The organism is Sphingobacteruim zhuxiongii, from assembly GCF_009557615.1.
GTDB lineage: Bacteria > Bacteroidota > Bacteroidia > Sphingobacteriales > Sphingobacteriaceae > Sphingobacterium > Sphingobacterium zhuxiongii.
The window spans coordinates 2,820,929-2,839,702 of sequence record NZ_CP045652.1 but is presented as its reverse complement, the minus strand read 5'-3'; the positions used below and the strand labels follow the sequence as shown (position 1 = coordinate 2,839,702).

Annotated in this window: 17 protein-coding genes; 16 read left to right on the top strand and 1 reads right to left on the bottom strand. The window is 38.4% G+C overall.

What is annotated here, in order from left to right; translation table 11 throughout:
* Positions 1-94 precede the first annotated feature (94 nt).
* From GFH32_RS12115 to GFH32_RS12085, 7 genes are all read left to right on the top strand, one after another.
* The gene (locus GFH32_RS12115; protein WP_153511850.1) at positions 95-1,597 is read left to right on the top strand and encodes an acyl-CoA dehydrogenase family protein; all 1,503 of its coding nucleotides are present in this window, start codon (positions 95-97) and stop codon (positions 1,595-1,597) included.
* 569 nt (positions 1,598-2,166) lie between these two features.
* A complete protein-coding gene (locus GFH32_RS12110) occupies positions 2,167-2,604 on the top strand; it encodes a hypothetical protein (protein ID WP_153511849.1) in 438 nt (145 codons plus the stop codon).
* Between the two features lie 51 nt (positions 2,605-2,655).
* On the top strand, positions 2,656-3,333 hold the full coding sequence (locus GFH32_RS12105; RefSeq protein ID WP_153511848.1) for a hypothetical protein: 678 nt from the start codon (positions 2,656-2,658) through the stop codon (positions 3,331-3,333).
* A 212-nt stretch (positions 3,334-3,545) separates the two neighbouring features.
* Positions 3,546-4,682, top strand: a complete 1,137-nt coding sequence (locus tag GFH32_RS12100; protein WP_153511847.1) for an NAD(P)-binding domain-containing protein — start codon at positions 3,546-3,548, stop codon at positions 4,680-4,682.
* Between the two features lie 688 nt (positions 4,683-5,370).
* A complete protein-coding gene (locus tag GFH32_RS18250; RefSeq protein WP_160366806.1) occupies positions 5,371-5,979 on the top strand; it encodes a helix-turn-helix transcriptional regulator in 609 nt (202 codons plus the stop codon).
* Between the two features lie 252 nt (positions 5,980-6,231).
* Positions 6,232-6,423: a hypothetical protein gene (locus tag GFH32_RS12090; protein WP_153511845.1), complete on the top strand. Its 192-nt coding sequence runs from the start codon at positions 6,232-6,234 to the stop codon at positions 6,421-6,423.
* A 4-nt stretch (positions 6,424-6,427) separates the two neighbouring features.
* Positions 6,428-8,374, top strand: a complete 1,947-nt coding sequence (locus tag GFH32_RS12085; RefSeq protein ID WP_153511844.1) for a hypothetical protein — start codon at positions 6,428-6,430, stop codon at positions 8,372-8,374.
* A 325-nt stretch (positions 8,375-8,699) separates the two neighbouring features.
* Here GFH32_RS12085 and GFH32_RS12080 read toward each other — a convergent pair whose 3' ends face one another.
* Positions 8,700-9,311, bottom strand: coding sequence for a Crp/Fnr family transcriptional regulator (locus GFH32_RS12080; protein ID WP_153511843.1), 612 nt, complete (start codon positions 9,309-9,311; stop codon positions 8,700-8,702).
* 258 nt (positions 9,312-9,569) lie between these two features.
* On the opposite strand from GFH32_RS12080, the gene GFH32_RS12075 reads away from it, so the two are divergent.
* Genes GFH32_RS12075 through GFH32_RS12035 form a run of 9 tightly spaced genes read left to right on the top strand, consistent with a single transcriptional unit; the run spans position 9,570 to position 18,769 of the window.
* The gene (locus GFH32_RS12075) at positions 9,570-10,049 is read left to right on the top strand and encodes a c-type cytochrome (RefSeq protein ID WP_153511842.1); all 480 of its coding nucleotides are present in this window, start codon (positions 9,570-9,572) and stop codon (positions 10,047-10,049) included.
* A gap of 38 nt (positions 10,050-10,087) precedes the next feature.
* Positions 10,088-12,076, top strand: coding sequence for a Sec-dependent nitrous-oxide reductase (gene nosZ, locus GFH32_RS12070; protein WP_153511841.1), 1,989 nt, complete (start codon positions 10,088-10,090; stop codon positions 12,074-12,076).
* Between the two features lie 11 nt (positions 12,077-12,087).
* The gene (locus GFH32_RS12065) at positions 12,088-12,699 is read left to right on the top strand and encodes a hypothetical protein (protein WP_153511840.1); all 612 of its coding nucleotides are present in this window, start codon (positions 12,088-12,090) and stop codon (positions 12,697-12,699) included.
* On the top strand, positions 12,683-13,132 hold the full coding sequence (locus GFH32_RS12060) for a nitrous oxide reductase accessory protein NosL (protein WP_153511839.1): 450 nt from the start codon (positions 12,683-12,685) through the stop codon (positions 13,130-13,132). Before GFH32_RS12065 ends, GFH32_RS12060 begins: the two co-directional genes overlap by 17 nt.
* A 13-nt stretch (positions 13,133-13,145) precedes the next feature.
* Positions 13,146-14,396 (top strand): nitrous oxide reductase family maturation protein NosD, encoded by a 1,251-nt coding sequence (locus GFH32_RS12055; RefSeq protein WP_153511838.1) that lies wholly within the window; start codon positions 13,146-13,148, stop codon positions 14,394-14,396.
* On the top strand, positions 14,393-15,130 hold the full coding sequence (locus GFH32_RS12050; protein WP_153511837.1) for an ABC transporter ATP-binding protein: 738 nt from the start codon (positions 14,393-14,395) through the stop codon (positions 15,128-15,130). Before GFH32_RS12055 ends, GFH32_RS12050 begins: the two co-directional genes overlap by 4 nt.
* The gene (locus GFH32_RS12045) at positions 15,123-15,890 is read left to right on the top strand and encodes an ABC transporter permease subunit (protein WP_153511836.1); all 768 of its coding nucleotides are present in this window, start codon (positions 15,123-15,125) and stop codon (positions 15,888-15,890) included. Before GFH32_RS12050 ends, GFH32_RS12045 begins: the two co-directional genes overlap by 8 nt.
* A 21-nt stretch (positions 15,891-15,911) precedes the next feature.
* Positions 15,912-16,697, top strand: a complete 786-nt coding sequence (locus tag GFH32_RS12040) for a FixH family protein (RefSeq protein ID WP_153511835.1) — start codon at positions 15,912-15,914, stop codon at positions 16,695-16,697.
* 53 nt (positions 16,698-16,750) lie between these two features.
* Entirely contained in the window at positions 16,751-18,769 is a 2,019-nt protein-coding gene (locus tag GFH32_RS12035; RefSeq protein ID WP_153511834.1) for a TonB-dependent receptor, read from the top strand.
* Positions 18,770-18,774: the final 5 nt, after the last annotated feature.

The window sequence follows — 18,774 nt, the reverse complement described above, 5'->3', positions numbered from 1 at the left end:
CGACATATGATATCTATTGAAAAATAAACCTAGTAGTCGAAGATGCCCTTTATAGGCAAATACAATAATTGTTTAATGTAAAATTGAAACAAAAATGTCTAACACTATTAGTCAACTAGATTACAGTAGCTATATCAGTTCATTTAGAGCACATTTAAAGCAACTTTTTAGAGAGGAATACGATTTTAATGCACTTAGCTTAAACCGTGACTTGCCTGCAGATTTCTTAGCGAAGATTATGGAGAAAAAGCCATTGTCGGTAGCTATACCAGAAATTCACGGTGGTCGTGGCGTACATGTGAAAGAGTGCCTTGGCGTACTTTCGGCTGCATCATACGAATCATTAGCCTTATCGCTGATGTTTGGAATCAATATTGCCCTATTTCTAGAGCCATTGGCAAAATACAGTAACTTTCCAGTTCAGGATCGTATCTTCAAGCAATTTCTAGAAAATAATGCAATGGGTGGTTTAATGATCACTGAGAAAGCATACGGAAGCGATGCTTTAAATATGAAGACAAGTTACCAACAGCTTGCAGATACATACAAAGTTAAAGGTGAAAAACACTGGCAGGGATTAAGTGGTGCTGCTGACTTTTGGTTGGTTACCGCGAGAAAGCAAGCTGAGAATGGTGACCTTTCGAGGGATATAGACTTCTTCGTTACGGATAATAGCAAAGCTGATCAGCACATTCCAATGGTTGAACGTTATGATAACCTAGGATTATATGCAATTCCATATGGAGTCAATGTGATTGATATCGAAGTTCCCGCAGAACAGAAGTTAACGCCTGAAAGTACCGGAATTAAATTGATGCTCGATATGCTACACCGTAGCAGGCTTCAGTTTCCAGGTATGGGACTTGGCTTTATTAAGCGTCTGTTAGATGAGTCATTGCAACACTGTCAGCAAAGAATTGTTAGCGGATCACCTTTGATTAATATCGATTCTGTAAAATATCAATTGGCGAGACTTCAAGCTGCATTTACCATCAATTCTGGCATGTGTGCTTTTAGTGTTAAGAGTAGCGGTATTGAACACGACTTGGCGACGATGAGTATTGAAGCGAACTCGTTAAAAGCATTGGTAACAGACTTAATGCAAGAGTCAGCGCAAATTAGTTTACAATTAGCTGGTGCAAATGGCTACCGATTAAATCATTTGGCTGGACGGGCAGTGGTTGATAGTCGTCCTTTCCAAATTTTCGAAGGATCGAATGAAATGTTATACTCGCAGATTGCAGAGGGCATTTTGAAGTTGATGAAAAAAGCTAAAGAGACGAGTCTGTTAGCTTTCTTTAAATCATACTCGCGTACTAACATTGCATTTGACTACTTTAAATCACAAATCGATTTTAATTTGGACGGCGGTTTGAATCAGCGGGATTTAGTGACTTTGGGAAGAATGTTCGCACGTATTATCTGTTTCCAATTTGTGCTTGAAATGGAAGGATTTAATGCAGAATTAGTGGAGATTACACGTCAGCATATGTTAATGGATTTAACGATGTTAAACGGTCAATTTTTAAGTAAAAACCATGCGAATCCAGTTGTTGACTACGAAGAAAATGCAGATTGGATGAGCTTTGTTTCTTAAGAAGAGGCAAAACTAAAGATATATTTGGGGCATAATTTTATGCAGTTCCAGAAGAGGTAAAGTAGCTAGATACTTTACCTCTTTTTTTTTGAGTTAACTAAAGTAGCTAGATTATTATCTTAATTAATTTGATTTTTCGCTTTCCAAAATCGCCTTCTGAGATAGCTCATTGATCTAAAAATCAGAAATTTTCAAAGAAATGACAATGAATTGTGGCTATACTTTTACAAAAGAAAATTAAAACCTTGAAAGTGTACTATGTTAAATTGTCACTTTGATTAAAGATAAAAATCTATCGTGTCAAAATGTACGTTATATGTTATTGATATTTATTTTTATGATGATTTTGTGTTTTTGAATTTAAAAAAAATATAAATTAAGAAAATTCTATAGATAATATCGTTTTTTTGGCAAGTGGATCAAATCTGCTTATTTTGGCGTAAGATTTTACAACGATGGGGGAGCAATCTCTTATTTGTTTAATAACTAAATCAACTTTAATTAATTTATAAAGAGGTATGTACAATGATACATCTTCTAAAAGTTTATCACAATTTATAGAAACTACTATGTTAAAAAAATTACTTGTGATTGGATTCTGTATCAGTTTGATGAGTTGCAATGATGATTCGGTTGTCAATCCACTTGACGTCAAACAAACAGTTGCTTCAGAATTAAAAAACACTGTTTGGACACCAACTTATGCAGCATCAAATGAATCTGGAACACATGTACGTGAAGATGTTAGCAAAGCATACTTTTCGAAAGTAAAGTTTGTCGACGATGTTGTTGAATTAACAGCACGCTCAGGAGGTGTTGTTCGTTATGGATATGATATTACCAATGCCGATAATGCGACTTCAATTCCTGATCCATTACAAATTACTGTAAAAACCAATTACGCTAATCTAATTTTTACAGTCCCTCGTAATTATTCGGATATGGAAATGTACTTGAAAATCAAAGAAGATGCTCCATTATTCTACGAGGCTAGATATCAGAAATAATAATAGAAATAAAAAATAATAATATATCAAATCAATATTAATTTACTACCGATGAAAAATACTTTTTTACTTTGTCTTCTTTCCATCTTTGGATTGATTTCTACAGCATCAGCTAAGAATCCATTTGGAGACAAGTTGCCTAAATCACGCTTCCAATTTGGAGGTTCGAATACCTCATGGTTTTTCGGAGCGAACGTAGGTGGGAATGTCTTCTTTGGAGATCACGATAAGCAATATGATTTTGGAAAACGCATAGGCCCTGCTGCTGAGATTTATGGCGGAAAGTGGTTTAACGAGGCGTTTGGAGGAAGAATTGCGCTTTCTGGTGGCGGTATGAAAGGACTAACACAAACAGAAAGTCTTTCTAATGGTAAGATGTATGATGCATCTCAAAGCCTTAGAGAGCAACGTTTTACTTACTTCAACCTACGTGCTGATGTGATGTTCAACTGGTCAAATGATATTTCAGGTTTTGACGCGAATCGTATTTATACGATGATTCCTTACGCAGGAGTTGGAGTTGCTTCTTCTTTCAAAGAACCGAGTGTAACTAGATTCTCTCCGCATTTAGGATTCTTGCAAACGATCCGTATGAATGACAAGTTAGATTTCAATATTGATATTCGTGGAAACCTTTTAGGTGATGGATTCGATAGAGAAATTGGTGGTCGTAACTACGAAGGGATCTTAACTACAGCAATTGGCGTTAATTTCAAACTAGGAAACTAATATAAGTTAATAAAATCCTCAATTTAATGAAGTCCCTGAGTTTCTAATTCAGGGGCTTTTTCTTTTTCGTCGATGCTCAAAGATCAAGTCGTTAATAAGTTTGCCGAAAGTCATTTTAAAATTGAAAGATCTGGGAATTAGGTCTTGAATTAATGATTTCGTATTTTGTCGTTGTTCGTATTTTAAGAGATTAATCGTATAATTCACCTTTTATGGCTACAGAGAACCTTCGTTCAAAACAGGAGATACCTAAATCAAGTGCTGTCGTTCCGGAGTTATTTTATAAAGTTGATATTGTTGTTATTGGTGCCGGGCAGGCCGGTTTATCTGCGGCTTATCATTTAAAGCGAGAAGGAATTAAGCCAGGCAAAGGGTTTGTTGTATTAGATGACGAGTTTGGTCCAGGGGGTGCTTGGCAGCATAGATGGGATTCATTAACACTTAGCAATGTGAACGGTATAAATGATCTCCCAGGATTGGGATTTGCAGAAGCGGTCAATACAAATGATAAGGAATTGCAGGCAAATATTGCCATCCCCAAATACTATGCTTTATATGAGAAGACTTTTGAACTTCCTGTAATTCGGCCCATTGAGGTTACAGAAGTAATTGATCGTAATGGACGGTTTTTGATACGAACAAACGGGGTTCAATTTAATGCTAGAGGAATAATCAATGCGACCGGAACCTGGAAAACACCTAACTGTCCCAAATATCCGGGTTGGGAGAAGTTTAAAGGAAGGCAATTGCACACCGGAGAATATAAAAATGCATCAGAGTTTATTGGTAAGCATGTTATTATTGTCGGCGGTGGAATTTCTGCAGTCCAGTTGCTTGGAGAAATCTCTAAAGTTACCGAGACCACCTGGGTAACCCGAATACCTCCAGATTTTCGACATTATGAGTTTTCACCGGAACATGGGCGTGAGGCAGTTGCGATGGTGGAAGATCGTGTCCGCGAGGGATTACCTCCAAAGTCGGTAGTTTCTGTAACAGGCTTGCCGATAACGCCAGCTATTGAGGATATGCTTAACAATGGCACGCTCGATCGCAAACCAATGTTTCAAGAGATAACAGAAAATGGAGTGAGGTGGGAAGATGGAACAGAAATGGATGCTGATGTGATCTTTTGGAATACCGGCTTCCGTCATTCTCTAGATCATTTAGCGGGACTACATTTGATGAACGACAAGGGAGGTATTGTCATGACTGGAGAGTTGGTTACTCAAGTTGCTGCTGATCCTCGTATTCATCTTACTGGATATGGACCGTCCTCATCTACTATTGGCGCAAATAGAGCGGGTAGAGCGGCCGCTAAAGAACTCATCAACTACCTAAAACTGAAATAGGAGGCTACTAACGATCGAGATGATGATTTGCAAAGACGAGAATCTGCTTCGATGGACCGAAGTGAAGAACGGTTTCTAAGACACTAATCACCTATTTTGTTCGCTTACTAGACTGTTGCTACATATATTGTTTTTAGAACAAAATTCTTTTCTTTTAATTTCATATTTCAATTAGCATTTTATATTATTGTGCGTTGATATCTTATATTTTCAAGTAACTGTGGGGAATACAGATATACAATTAATGTCAAGCTTAGTAACAATAATAAATCTATATTGGAACCTTGTGGTTTCTTGTATCGCTCCTTAATCAAGCTTGATTTTCATTTTTGAAAGTAGATATATGGACATTTCGCGGTATTGGAATTTTATATCGAATCGTCACCTTTCTGACGATTTAATAGGACTCGAGCGAATCAAAGCCAGGGTGTCAAATCAATATGCCTTTCTCATATCAAGCTTCTTATTTATCGATGCCCTAAGGGACCTGTTTTCAGGCTATCATCTCTCGGCCTTGTTCTTATTGATACTAGGAACTACGCTTCTCTTATTATTCTTTTTTACGAAGGTTCATTTTAATGATTTGTTCGTATTTCTCGTTTTACTTATCTGCTCAACTTTAGTGCTAGTATTCTCCTAAAGAGGAGGGCTCGAAAGTGGAATCTCATTCTACTATTTCGCAATTTTATTGGCCATAATTTTCATTTTCAATGAAAGGACGAATTATTTATATGCGCTGGTTCTGATTGCCATTATATTTTTCTTTTTCTATTTAACACAGATTCGAGAAGTTCAAGTGCTGAATAATGAATTTCGAGAATCTTCTAAAACGTCGAAGACAACGCGAATACATACATTTATACAAATCATATGTTTCATAGGCTTCAATGCCTATTTATTAGTTTCTAAGAATAAGGAAATCACGCGGCTTTTTAGTCAAAAGGAGCGAAGTGAAAAGATTATAGAACAGTTGAACAATAAGTTGAAACATACATCGACCACTGCACAACTGGAGAAACTAATTAATCTAGCTATGGAAAATAGTGCTTTATTTATTCCGCTCTTTAAAGAAGTTTTCCCAGAAGTCTATTCTAAGCTCTTTGAAATAAACCCAGAAATGACGAGTGAGGAGTTCAAGCTCTGTGCTTTACTAAAGCTTGGCTTCACTACAAAAGACATAGCAACTTATACACATTTAGCAGTTCGAAGTGTTCAAACCAAGAAAAATAGATTAAGAAAATCCTTTCATCTCTCATCGCACGAAGATCTCTATCTCTGGATTGAAAGCATCTCTTAAAAAGTCTTGAAATTATCTCAATTATTCCTTAAAAAAGAAAGTCTTAATTTTTCAGTTTTATTGCTCAATGATGATCTAGTGTATTATAATACGCTTTAAATCAGGTTGTTATTATTGTTGTTTTGATGTAGTATCTGTGTTGTATGCACTCATAGTATGGGTGTAGTATATTGTTTTGCTCGCTAATATTTTTAATTAAAGATTTTTGTCCTCGGTTAACCTGTGAAAAATTTTTAACAATAACAAAGAAAAATGAGTGAACAAAAAAAGAGACGAAAGCAATACATTCCTCCGCGCTTAGCAGTCGATATCATAGAGTTTGAAAGTAGTATTGCAGCAAGTTCTGCAATGGTCAGCCCAGGCGGAGATACTGTTGGTAGTAATCCCTGGATTACAGACGAAACAGAAGAAGTTATACATAAGGAATGGGATTTCCAAGATTAATATAATGGCATATATATATACACTAACTATTAATGAAACATCGAGGATGTTTTATTTTTTCATTTCCCTACTCTTGAGTTCCTCCTTATTAAGTTCATGCGCAAAAGATAAGGCAGTAGTCAGTGGGGAGCCAGGCAAACTAGTTATCAGTGTGGCTGGTATCATGGCTCAAGATGACCCAAACTCTTCAACGTTTGCATCCGGAGCAGCGAGCGCACGTGGCATTGCCTTGAATGCTATAGATAACAAAAACGTAGAATCCGTTGAAGTAAGTGATTTTACTTTAGATATCGTTTCATCTGTTAAAGACCTAAGTGAAGAAACGAGTATCATTACGCCTTCGGTTATAAAATCTAGAACAGTATCGAGTTCAAATGGTCTTCGTGCTGCCGTTACACAGATGCAAACGGGCACAAAGTATCGTATCATATTGGTGAATACGAGTAATAATAAAATAGAAAGTTCGGAAATTGCGACCGCAGGGACGCTACTTGAAATCGATGTTTATAAAGGCCAAGATTATAAGTGGTTTGCATATTCTTACAATACGGAAGATGTGATTCCCGCGCCAGATTTGGCAAATCCAACAATCGTTTCTAAAACGAATTTACCTTTGTTGTATGCGAGTGGTATTGTAAATGCAAGCACTGTCGGTACGACACCAATATCTATTAATTTCAAGCATCAACTTGCACAGTTACAGGTCGAAGTAGATACGCGTGGTCTTTTTGGCGGAATCGAATCTTTAGCCGCTGAGTTTTCTGGCGATTGCATTATGACTGGTAATTTTAATATTCTTACTGGTGAGTTCGATCAGCAGATGACGGTTGAAAATGTTGGCAATCTAAAATTTGAGAAGTTAGATTCTACTTCGAATCGTATACAAATAGCAAAATGTTATACATCAGCAATTAATTTGACGAGCTACAAAGTTCAATTTACGGACTTGTCTATTCGCTTAATAAACGATGACGTAGAAGTATTGACAACGAAGTTCCCATCTGCTGGACTCGTAGAGTTCGGAGCGTTTGCAGGCTCTTCCAAAGGTAAGATCTTGAAAGGTATGTTAGAGATGTGGAAAGTATTCCCGCTTAAGACAGTATTGCATGTAGAAGGAAACTCCCACTTTAGTTATGCCGCCTCGAACCCATTGAGAGCATCAGGGGGATTTCTTCAGAATCCAAGTAATTTTGGTCCCAAAAGTAACTATTTACGTATTGAAGGATTTCAAAGTGAAACTATCTTAGCGGCCACAAATGCGTTGAAAAACCGATTGGCTAATCCGGCAAATTATCCGGATATCATTATTGCGGGTATGTTTACTGGGTTCGCTACTGATGATTACAATGCGCTTGCAGAGTATATCAGAAGGGGTGGAGTTGTATTCTTGATGATCGAAAACACCAATGTCTACGTTGATAATTTTATGAAATCTATTTTCGGAAATACGGTTTCTACAGCGAATTACGATAGTGGCGGTGCAATTTATACGATGACGAACGAGGATGCCGATGTTTTGAATTGGCGCTTTGGTGATGTTCGAGGGAAGACATGGGGGCAGGATTTTTCCGCAACGTTATATGTTAAAGACATTCCTCCTGGACAAGTAATTGAATATTCGAATACATCGAGAAATTATGCACCACAGACAGGAATGAGCATGTTCCGCCATAAAACCAAGCACCTCTTCTTTGTAGGGGATACGGGTTTCCTCTCCTCAGAGCTACGCAATGGTCAGTATCCTGGATATCTTCTTGAACCATTTGCGACGACGACCGATGGAAGCGACTTCCCTGTGCCACATACGGCCTATGGGAATGCTGCCGCATTTGGATCAATGGATTATCCGAAAGCTGCAGCAACTTATCAAGCATATAATTCAGTAATCTTCGGAAACATATTTGCCTTGTTGGTGGCAACTTCACATTACAACGGTATAGATAAATCATAATACTGTTGCATGTGCTTTCTGGAAATTTAGCGCAGCTAAGTGCTGCGCTTGAATTTCCTGACACAATGATAAGCTCATCAAAACGTGAGTCTGCTAACTAGCAATAAGCATTAGCAAATTCAAGATGTTTGAGCATTGAATGGTACAATATACTTCTCGCAATTCGTTGCAAAATCCCAATAATATGGGGATAGACAAACCCCTTAGTCTATCATGTGTTAGTGTGTAGTCAGCGCTTCTATAATGTCGCGCTGACTTTCTTTCGTTTCAATCTAATAAATGTTTTATGCAGGGAAGTTTTTCTGAAAGTAAAGGTCTTAATTAGTTACCCTATGCCATCTGCCGGTATATAGACTTTACCTTTAACAATTTGTAGCTTATCTTTCTTTTCCATTTGTTTCATCGTACGGATGATCGTTTCTACTCGAAGACCCGTCATATTGGCTAATTGTTGGCGAGTCAACATCAAACGATGACATTCATGACAAATCAGATTCGTATTCTCATTTAACTTATGAATCAGCTTACTTAAAATTTCTTCTGGTCCAAAGTTGCAAACAAGGCTCGTCAGAAACTGCTTAAAATGAAGATCTTTCGCTATTTTCTGAGCGAAGTATTGGTAGAAACTATGATACTCTTTTAGAATTTCTCTAAACGAATCTTTACTGATCTTTATGAGCGTTGTCTGGCAATCCGCAACAGCAGTGATTCCATGTAAACCTTCATCGAAAATAGCAACCTCACCAAAACCATCGTTCGCACAAACCACTTTATGTAGTACTTCTCGGCCATCAATCATAAAATTACTGAGCCGTACACGACCAGAAATAATCTGATAATAGTAATTACAAGCACTATTCTCATAATATATTATTTGACCAGAATCAACTTGTTTCGTGACTGCCCCTTTGTCCAAAAGTAATTCGATTGGAATCATTGTCTAGAAGTAAGTAATTAATCGTTTCGGCAATAAAATTATTGACTAGTCTAAATAAATCGACTGACTTTCATCATGCTAATATGTGATCAGTATCATAATGGCCATTAATGTATTGATAGTCAAATATTTACAATTGATTTTTACGCTTTAGAAATGCGAATATGATTGAACGCATAAAATCACTACAAGCCTTCAAAGTAGTTTTGTCATAACAATAATACATAGTCTCGAAAGAGATTGGAAAACTGACAAACTATGAAAAAACTAATGGTATTCTGTTTGATCGCGCTGTTTATGTATGCGTGTTCATCAAACAACACAGAGAGCAAAAATGCGGAAAGCGCTTCCTCGGAAGCGAGCAGTCCAGCAAGCACTGATGCGGGTTCCTATGATGAACATCGCGGCGAAGGAAAATTCAAGGATGTTCAAATCGGGACAGCACTCGACAAAGATTTGGCAGCAAAGGGAAAACTTGTTGCAGATGTAAAATGTGCGTCATGCCACAAGCTAACTGATGAGAAATTAGTTGGTCCAGGGTGGAAAGGCGTAACAGAACGTCGTAAACCAGAATGGGTGATGAACTTCGTGACCAATCCCGATGCGATGTTAGACAAAGACCCTGCCTTACAAGCACAATTGGAGTTGTGTTTGGTTCGTATGCCGAATCAAAACATATCCGATGAAGAAGCACGTCAAGTATTCGAGTACATGCGTCAAAATGATGGCGTAAAATAAACAATAGTACATTTTATTAACCCCAAATTCATAATATAATGGAATTTAAAAAGTATGTATTAGCAGGGTTGGCAGCGGCGACGCTGATGTCAACTTTCCAAGCCTGTAAGCCAAAAGGTGCTAGCGAAGCCGTAAGTGGTAATGCTGCAGAGAAGGCTTACGTAGCGCCAGGTAAATACGATGAGTTTTACAACTTCGTATCGGGAGGTTTCAGTGGACAGTTAGCAGTCTACGGATTACCTTCGGGAAGATTGTTACGTGTAATTCCGGTGTTCTCTTTGGATCCGGAAAAAGGATGGGGATTTAGTGAGGAAACCAAACCAATGTTAGAAACATCACATGGAAATGTGCCATGGGATGACTTGCACCACGTGCAGATCTCAAAAACAGACGGTAATTATGATGGTCGATGGGTATTCGTCAATGCGAATAACACCCCGCGTATTGCGCGTGTCGACTTAACTACTTTCCGTACAGCGGAGATCTTGGAATTGCCAAATAGTGGAGGTAATCACTCTTCACCATTTATCACAGAGAATACCGAGTACGTTGTTGCCGGAACACGTTTTTCTGTGCCAACTGATCACCAAGATGGAGATGTGCCAATCAACTCTTATAAAAAGAATTTCCGTGGTACACTAAGTTTTGTCAGTGTGAATAAGGACAATGGTAACATGGACTTGGCATTCCAAATTGAAACCCCAGGTGTCAATTATGACTTGAGTCGTGCAGGTAAAGGTGTTTCCCATGGCTGGTTCTTCTTCTCAACTTACAATACCGAGCAAGCCAATACTTTATTGGAGGTGAATGCATCTAAAAACGACAAGGATTTTATCCTTGCTGTAAACTGGAAAAAAGCAGAAGAGTATTTGAAAGCTGGAAAAGGCAAGAAAGTTTCAAACTTGAAATATGCGCATAACACGTACGATGAGAAGTCACATTCGGCAAAAACAGAGTTTAAAACAGAAACGATTGTATTAAATGCGGAAGAATTAGAAGGACTATGTTACTATATCCCATGTCCGAAATCTCCACACGGAGTAGACGTGGATCCAACCGGAGAATACATTGTTGGATCAGGTAAATTGGCAGCATTAATCCCAGTATTCTCATTCGACAAAATGCAAAAAGCAATCGCTGGAAAGCAGTTTGAAGGAAAATTCGGTGGTATTCCGATTATTAAATATGAGGCCGCATTATATGGAGAAGTTGAAAAACCAGGTTTAGGACCTTTACACACAGAGTTCGACGGTAAAGGAAACGCAATTACTTCATTCTTCGTGTCATCGGAATTAGTAAAATGGAATATCAAAGACTTAAAAGTAATTGACCGTGTGCCTACTTATTACTCAACTGGTCACTTAATGATCCCAGGTGGAGATACTAAAAACCCAGATGCTAAGTATGTAGTGGCTTATAACAAAATTACGAAAGATCGTTATTTACCGACTGGACCTGAGCTATCGCAAAGTGCCCAATTATTTGATATCTCTGGCGATAAAATGCAACTGATCCTAGACTTCCCGACAATTGGAGAGCCGCACCATGCGCAAGCAATGCGTGCCGATAAGATCAAAGAACGCTCCCTGAAAATCTTCAAGATTGAAGAAAACACAAATCCGTACGCTGCGAAAGGTGAGAAGGAAGCACGTGTAGAACGTAAAGGAAATCAAGTTCACGTTTATTTGACTGCAATCCGCTCACACTTTGCGCCAGATAATATCGAAGGCATTCAGTTGGGAGATGAAGTTTACTTCCACGTAACGAATATTGAACAAGACTGGGATATGCCGCATGGATTTGCTGTAAAAGGAGCTAGAAACGGAGAACTCTTAGTGATGCCAGGAGAAACACAAACACTGAAATGGGTACCAGATCGTATTGGAGTCTTCCCATTCTATTGTACAGATTTCTGTAGTGCATTACACCAAGAAATGCAGGGATATATCCGAATATCTAAAAAAGGAAGTAACGTGCCTTTAACTTATAGCTTAGGTACTAATCTACCGGCTGATAGTGCAAACTAAAATACAAAGAGATGAAAACTAACTACAAGATGTCACCTTTGCACCGCTTTCTCATTGGGCTTTGTGGAGTGGCTTTAGTAGCAGTCATCTTCCTACCTATTTGGCGTATTGAGCTGGACGCAGCTCAATACCCAGAAGGTTTAGAACTGCAAATTTACAGCAACAAGCTTGCTGGAGAGGTAGAAATTATTAACGGATTGAACCATTATATCGGTATGAAAACGCTGCATGCAGACGACTTCATCGAGTTTACGGTGCTCCCATATTTAATTGCTCTCTTCGCAGCAGGCTTCCTGTTAGTCGCAGCACTTAATAGTAAAAAAGCGCTGTATATATTATTCTTTGCTTTCTTACTTTTCGGAGTAGTAGCAATGGTTGATTTCTATATCTGGGAATACAACTACGGACATAACTTGGATCCTAATGCACCTATAAAGGTTCCTGGAATGTCGTATCAACCTCCTTTGATTGGTTATAAACAGCTGCTCAACTTTGGGGCCTATTCCATACCTGATGTAGGCGGATGGATATTTGTCCTTGTGGGTGTTATTGTTGCCTATTGCAGTATGCAAGAGTGGAGGAAATCAAAAAACACAAAATTAGTAAATGATGAAAAGCGCTAAAATAGTATGGCTAAGCCTGTGTAGCCTGATGCTACTAATGATTGGATTTCAAGCCTGTCAGGGAAACAATGGTCCAAAGCCAATTAAATATGGAGTAGATCAATGTGCCTATTGTAAGATGACCGTTAGCGATCCACGATTCGGTACGCAGCTGCTAACAAAAAAAGGTAGAGCTTATAATTTTGACGATGTTCAATGTATGGTTGCTTTCGTTAAAGAAAGTAGGGTAAAAAAGGAAGATGTTGCGGCATTTTTCTTACCAGATTACATCAGCAATAAATTGATGCCGGCAGAGAAAATGTTCTATTTAAAAAGTGAAAAACTGAAAAGTCCAATGCGCGGCGATATCGCGGCCTTCAGTTCTGTCGAGGACTTAGAAAAAACCAAAGCAACAGTAGGTGGAACGAACATGAAGTGGGAAGATTTGTGGTAATCATTTGTAAACGATGAAAAAGTTAACCTTAAATATATTTAGTACCATGTTTGTTTATTTTATGGTAGCGGGATGTGCTCAGGCCGCTACCATTGAAATAGGCCCAGGTAAGCATGCAAAGACCATTAAAGCCGGAATTGCAGCAGCAAAAGCTGGTGATACTGTATTAGTACATGCAGGCGTATATAGAGAAGGTAATATAATTATCGATAAACCTTTAACGCTTTTAGGAGAAGGTAATCCGACACTAGATGGGCAGAAGAAATTTGAACCACTTTCTATTAAATCACATGCTGTCGTAATCCAAGGATTTACTGTAAAAGGGTCTGGACATTCTTCCTTGGATGATATTGCTGGTATTAAGATCTACAATACCTATGACGTCAAAGTCCTAGATAATATACTGGACGATAATTTCTTTGGGGTTTACTCACAAAACTGTAGACGTTTAGAAATACGAGGAAATAAAATCCGCGCCTATGGAAAGGCGGAACAACTTATTGGGAATGGAATACATGCTTGGAAGTCGGATAGTTTGACGATAGTGGGGAATGAGATTGTCGGACACCGAGATGGTATATACCTGGAATTTGTAACACATACCCACGCACTTAAGAATTTATCACAAAATAACTTACGCTACGGTCTACATTTCATGTTTTCCCATGACAATAGTTACGTAGAAAATACATTCCGTTCCAATGGAGCAGGAGTAGCCGTTATGTATACCAAAAATGTACATATGGAGAATAATAAATTTGAAGAAAATTGGGGAGATGCTGCTTATGGCTTACTCCTAAAAGATATATCCGATAGCCAAATCATCAATAATCAGTTTGATAGAAATACAACTGGTATTTTTATGGAAGGATCCAATCGGATTCATTTAGAAAAAAATAATTTCAAGGACAACGGCTGGGCTATTAAGGTGCAAGCAAGCTGTATGGATAATAGATTTAAGGATAATAATTTCTTGCAGAATACCTTCGATGTTGCGACCAACGGATCCTTATCGCTTAACTATTTCGAACAAAATTACTGGGATAAGTACGAAGGATATGACCTCGACAACGATGGAATAGGAGATATCCCTTTTCGTCCGGTAAGTCTGTTCTCTATGTTGGTCGAGCGTTACCCATCAGCAATGCTACTCTTCAGAAGCTTTATGGTTGCCCTTTTTGATCGCACCGAAAAATTACTACCTAGTTTAACCCCCGAGGGACTTAAAGATGAAAAGCCTCGAATGAAATCGATGAAAGTATGATTAATATTCAACATATCAGCAAGGAATTTGGGAAGCTCAAAGCATTAAATGATATCAACGTAACGTTGGAGGGCGGTGAATGCATAGCGTTAATTGGTCCAAATGGAAGTGGGAAGACTACCCTGATCAAAACAATATTAGGTATGGTGGTTCCAAGTGCTGGTCAAATTTTATTTGATGGGCAGAGCATCGAGCAAAAATGGATTTATCGAAATGAGATTGGTTATATGCCACAAATAGGGCAATATCCCGAAAATATGACCATCGCTCAGGTATTGGATATGATGAAAGATATCCGCAAAATGCCAGAGAATAAATTGGATTTAGAGCTATATCATGCGTTTAATCTACCAGCATTGCTCAGTAAACGTATGGGTACGCTATCCGGAGGAACAAGACAGAAAGTAAGTGCTTGTTTAGCCTTTATGTTCTCACCAAAAGCCCTAATTCTGGATGAACCAACGGCAGGACTGGATCCACTCTCAACGGAGATTTTGAAAGATAAAATTCAGCGAGAAAAAGAAAAAAACAAACTAATCATTATTAGTTCACATGTACTCAGCGATTTGGATGATATGGTTTCTCAAATTGTCTATCTACAAGATGGTAAGTTAATCTTCCATAAAACATTACAACAGCTGAAAGAAGATACAGGAACGCAAAAACTATCTAAAGCGATAGCGCATGTAATGTCATTGCCAAACCAACCTAACGAAGGAGCTGTTCATGAATAAAATTATACGATACGTTTTTGTTGACCTCTTGAGAAATAAGACTATTCTGTTCTATACGCTACTATTGCTTGGTCTTTCCGTTAGTGTATACAGCATGGAGGATAATTACGAAAAAGGCTTAGTGAGCTTATTGAATATTGTGTTGTTTGTCGTTCCATTAGTCAGCATTGTTTTTACGAGTATATACTTATACAATAGTGCAGAGTTTATCAATTTACTCGTCAGTCAACCCTTGAAACGATCACATATTTGGCTGAGCATATTTGTCGGATTAGCCGGAGCCTTATGCTTATCATTTTTTGTTGGTGTTGGTATTCCGACCTTCATCTATGCATTTACAATTTCCGGAATAACCTTAATTGGTTGCGGACTCTTATTATGCCTAATCTTTGTGTCGATCGCTATGTGGACCTCCGTATTAATTCGTGATAAGTCTAAAGGAATTGGACTCGCTATTTTACTATGGTTGTATTTCGGATTACTGTTCGATGCCTTAGTCTTGTTTATGTTATTCCAATTCTCAGACTATCCAATTGAGAACCTAATGGTCGCATTATCCATGTTGAATCCGATCGATATCAGCAGAATATTAATCTTGTTGGAACTTGATCTATCAGCGATGATGGGCTATACGGGAGCGATATTTAGGGATTTCTTCGGAACAATATTAGGTATGGGAATCACATTATTTATCATGTTACTATGGTGTATTATTCCATTATGGCTATCCCTAAGATATTTTAAGAAAAAAGATTTATAAAAAACATTAAAGTGAAAAGTGATGAAAAAGTTAAGCTATTTACTGATCCTAAGTTTAAGTATAATATTGCTAGGTTCTTGTTCTAAAGATGATGCAGTTATTGAACCTGAAAATAATAAAATCCTGATTGCAAAAGCTACTTTGAGCGATAAAGGAGAGATCAGCATTCTTGGAGATAAGGAGCTGAGTATTGGATACCAAAAGGTCTATATTCAGTTTAAGAAAAACGGTCAATTGCAGAGTTCAGGGAATCTAAGTTTTTCACCAATTATGGATATGGGTACGATGACCCATGGCGCACCATCAAGTGTGCTAAAATATACTGCAACAACAAAATCATTTGAGGCCTATGTAGTCTTTACAATGTCCTCGGGAGAGTCTGGTTCTTGGGCTTTGAAGTTTCAAGTCAATGGAGAGGAAGTTAGTGTACCTGTAGTGGTTAAAGCGGCGGCAACCGGAAATGTGCCAGTAAAAACGGTAACCGCATCCAATGGCAAACGTTATGTGCTTGCTTTGGTACAACCAACAGCTCCTAAAACTGGAATGAACGAGCTTGAAGTCATGGTATTTCTTCGCGAAACTATGTTTTCATTTCCGGAACAAAATGGGTTAACATTTGATTTTAATCCGCAAATGACTTCGATGAACCATGGCTCTCCTAATAATGAGGCACCGGTAGGCTTGGGGAATGGTCGCTATAAAGGGAAAGTGAATTTCACGATGACTGGCGACTGGCGTTTGTTCTTCAACTTGAAAGAAGGAAATACTGAACTAGCCAAAGATGTCTTTCTCGACATATTATTCTAATGATTCGCTTATAGGCTAAAAGCGGAGATGGTTGTATTCTAATCAAAAAGCTCATGAAAGCGGTACGATATTTCATTGCAATAGGAGCATGCGTAATAAGTTTAAATGTTTTTAGTCAGCATCATGCTGTTCAAGATACATTGAAACATGTTCATATTGAAGAAGTCCTTGTGACCAGTCAAGTTGGGATAAATAAACAACTTGAACGTGAACAAAGAGCATCGAAGCAAGCCAATATCGATCAGCTTTTAGATAGAATATCTGGAATACAAATGATTCGAAGAGGGGCCTACGCTTGGGAACCTACCATACGAAGTTTAAATGCTGCGCAAATCAGTCTGAGCATTGATGGAATGACTATTTTCGGCGCATGTACTGACCGCATGGATCCCATCAGTTCGTATATTGAGCCTAGCAACCTGCAACAGATCAATGTCAATTTGGAGCCCTCTTTCCAGAATTATGGAGCGGGGATAGCGGGGGGGATAAATTTTAAGCTATCGACACCGGAACTGACGCCTCAACCCAAAATATCTGGAATGCTCGGTACAGGTTTTGAAACCAATGCTGAAGCGATTCAAACCTTAGCGTCCCTGCAGTATAGCACGGATCGTTTTGGAATTTTAGTGAACGGAATATTTAGAAAAGCACAAGAATATCGTGCTGCAAATTTGGAAAAAATTCAACACTCTCAATTTCAAAAATGGAATGGATCAATCGGATTTCGATATAAAATAAACGATAGAAACGAACTGTCGGCACAGTATCTTGCCGATTATGGACAAAACATAGGGTATCCTGCGCTTACCATGGACGTTGCCTATGCGAATGCAAATATCGCATCGATAAGTCATCTCTATAAACTAGGCAAAACGGCGACTCAAATAAAATCTAAAATTTATTTTAATCATATCGATCATGCTATGGACGATACGAAGCGTCCCGCAGAATCGGTCGCTATGCATATGGATATGCCTGGGTTGTCTTGGACTGCTGGGTTTTATAGCGAAACCGCTGTACAGAGTGGTATACATGCTTGGCAAGCTCGTGTTAGTGGATATGTCAATCGCTTAACAGCAAATATGATCATGTATCCAAAGCAGGGGAGTCCAATGTTTATGTATACTATTCCTGATGCGCAACGTAGCAATTTCAGCATCGATCTTTCGGACAAGCTTGCAATTTCAGAAAAATGGGGACTTGACCTTCTAGGAAATTATAGTTTCGCGCAATCGAGTCTGTATAGCGCCGAAGGAAGAACTCAACTATCGGGTATGAAGGAAGGAAACCTAGATCGCGGAAATCACCTTTCAAATATCAGCGTCATGGGACATTTTCATCCCAGCGCACAATGGCATTGGATGGCAAAAGTAGGTTTTGCAACACGGAGCGCCAGTCTGCAAGAATATTATGGCTTTTATTTATTCAATCGACTCGATAACTACGATTACTTAGGAAATGTAGATCTAGCATCGGAAAAATCGCTTCAAGCCTCCTTGGGGACGAGTTATCAATTAGCATGGTTGAGATTAGAAGCTACAGCTTATAATTACTTCTTCAAAGACTATATTGCTGGAGCAATAAGTAATCAATTCCAGGCGATGACCATTGGTGCGTCCGGCGTAAAACAATATGCAAATCTCCCTTCTGCAAATCTTATAGGTGCTGAATTTGCAATACGATTAAAACCGCTTGAACAATTAGAGTGGATCAGCACCTTTGCTTATACGGAAGGAAAGGATAATCAAAACAATGCCTTGCCATTGATTGCTCCATTTACAAACAACAACAGCCTACTATGGCAGCATAAAGGCTGGGCAGCTCAAGTTGACTTCGCTTATTATGCAGAACAAAATAAAGTGAGTACAACAATTTACGGAGACACAAAAACACCATCCGCAACGCTATTAAACGCAGGACTCCGGAAAACATTCCAACTGAGAAAGCAACGACTAACCAGTAATATTCGAATTGAAAATATCTTTGATCGTCATTACTATAGACATCAAGATATCATGAAGATTGCAAGACCAGGAAGGAACTTTGTCGCACAGATTAACCTTTCTTTTTAAGCATT

What these genes read in the sequence shown, in the direction of transcription:
- GFH32_RS12115 (WP_153511850.1), top strand. Translation starts at nt 95, where the DNA reads ATGTCTAACACTATTAGTCAACTAGATTACAGTAGCTATATCAGTTCA.
- GFH32_RS12110 (WP_153511849.1), top strand. Translation starts at nt 2,167, where the DNA reads ATGTTAAAAAAATTACTTGTGATTGGATTCTGTATCAGTTTGATGAGT.
- GFH32_RS12105 (WP_153511848.1), top strand. Translation starts at nt 2,656, where the DNA reads ATGAAAAATACTTTTTTACTTTGTCTTCTTTCCATCTTTGGATTGATT.
- GFH32_RS12100 (WP_153511847.1), top strand. Translation starts at nt 3,546, where the DNA reads ATGGCTACAGAGAACCTTCGTTCAAAACAGGAGATACCTAAATCAAGT.
- GFH32_RS12090 (WP_153511845.1), top strand. Translation starts at nt 6,232, where the DNA reads ATGAGTGAACAAAAAAAGAGACGAAAGCAATACATTCCTCCGCGCTTA.
- GFH32_RS12085 (WP_153511844.1), top strand. Translation starts at nt 6,428, where the DNA reads ATGGCATATATATATACACTAACTATTAATGAAACATCGAGGATGTTT.
- GFH32_RS12080 (WP_153511843.1), bottom strand. Translation starts at nt 9,311, where the DNA reads ATGATTCCAATCGAATTACTTTTGGACAAAGGGGCAGTCACGAAACAA.
- GFH32_RS12075 (WP_153511842.1), top strand. Translation starts at nt 9,570, where the DNA reads ATGAAAAAACTAATGGTATTCTGTTTGATCGCGCTGTTTATGTATGCG.
- nosZ (WP_153511841.1), top strand. Translation starts at nt 10,088, where the DNA reads ATGGAATTTAAAAAGTATGTATTAGCAGGGTTGGCAGCGGCGACGCTG.
- GFH32_RS12065 (WP_153511840.1), top strand. Translation starts at nt 12,088, where the DNA reads ATGAAAACTAACTACAAGATGTCACCTTTGCACCGCTTTCTCATTGGG.
- GFH32_RS12060 (WP_153511839.1), top strand. Translation starts at nt 12,683, where the DNA reads ATGATGAAAAGCGCTAAAATAGTATGGCTAAGCCTGTGTAGCCTGATG.
- GFH32_RS12055 (WP_153511838.1), top strand. Translation starts at nt 13,146, where the DNA reads ATGAAAAAGTTAACCTTAAATATATTTAGTACCATGTTTGTTTATTTT.
- GFH32_RS12050 (WP_153511837.1), top strand. Translation starts at nt 14,393, where the DNA reads ATGATTAATATTCAACATATCAGCAAGGAATTTGGGAAGCTCAAAGCA.
- GFH32_RS12045 (WP_153511836.1), top strand. Translation starts at nt 15,123, where the DNA reads ATGAATAAAATTATACGATACGTTTTTGTTGACCTCTTGAGAAATAAG.
- GFH32_RS12040 (WP_153511835.1), top strand. Translation starts at nt 15,912, where the DNA reads ATGAAAAAGTTAAGCTATTTACTGATCCTAAGTTTAAGTATAATATTG.
- GFH32_RS12035 (WP_153511834.1), top strand. Translation starts at nt 16,751, where the DNA reads ATGAAAGCGGTACGATATTTCATTGCAATAGGAGCATGCGTAATAAGT.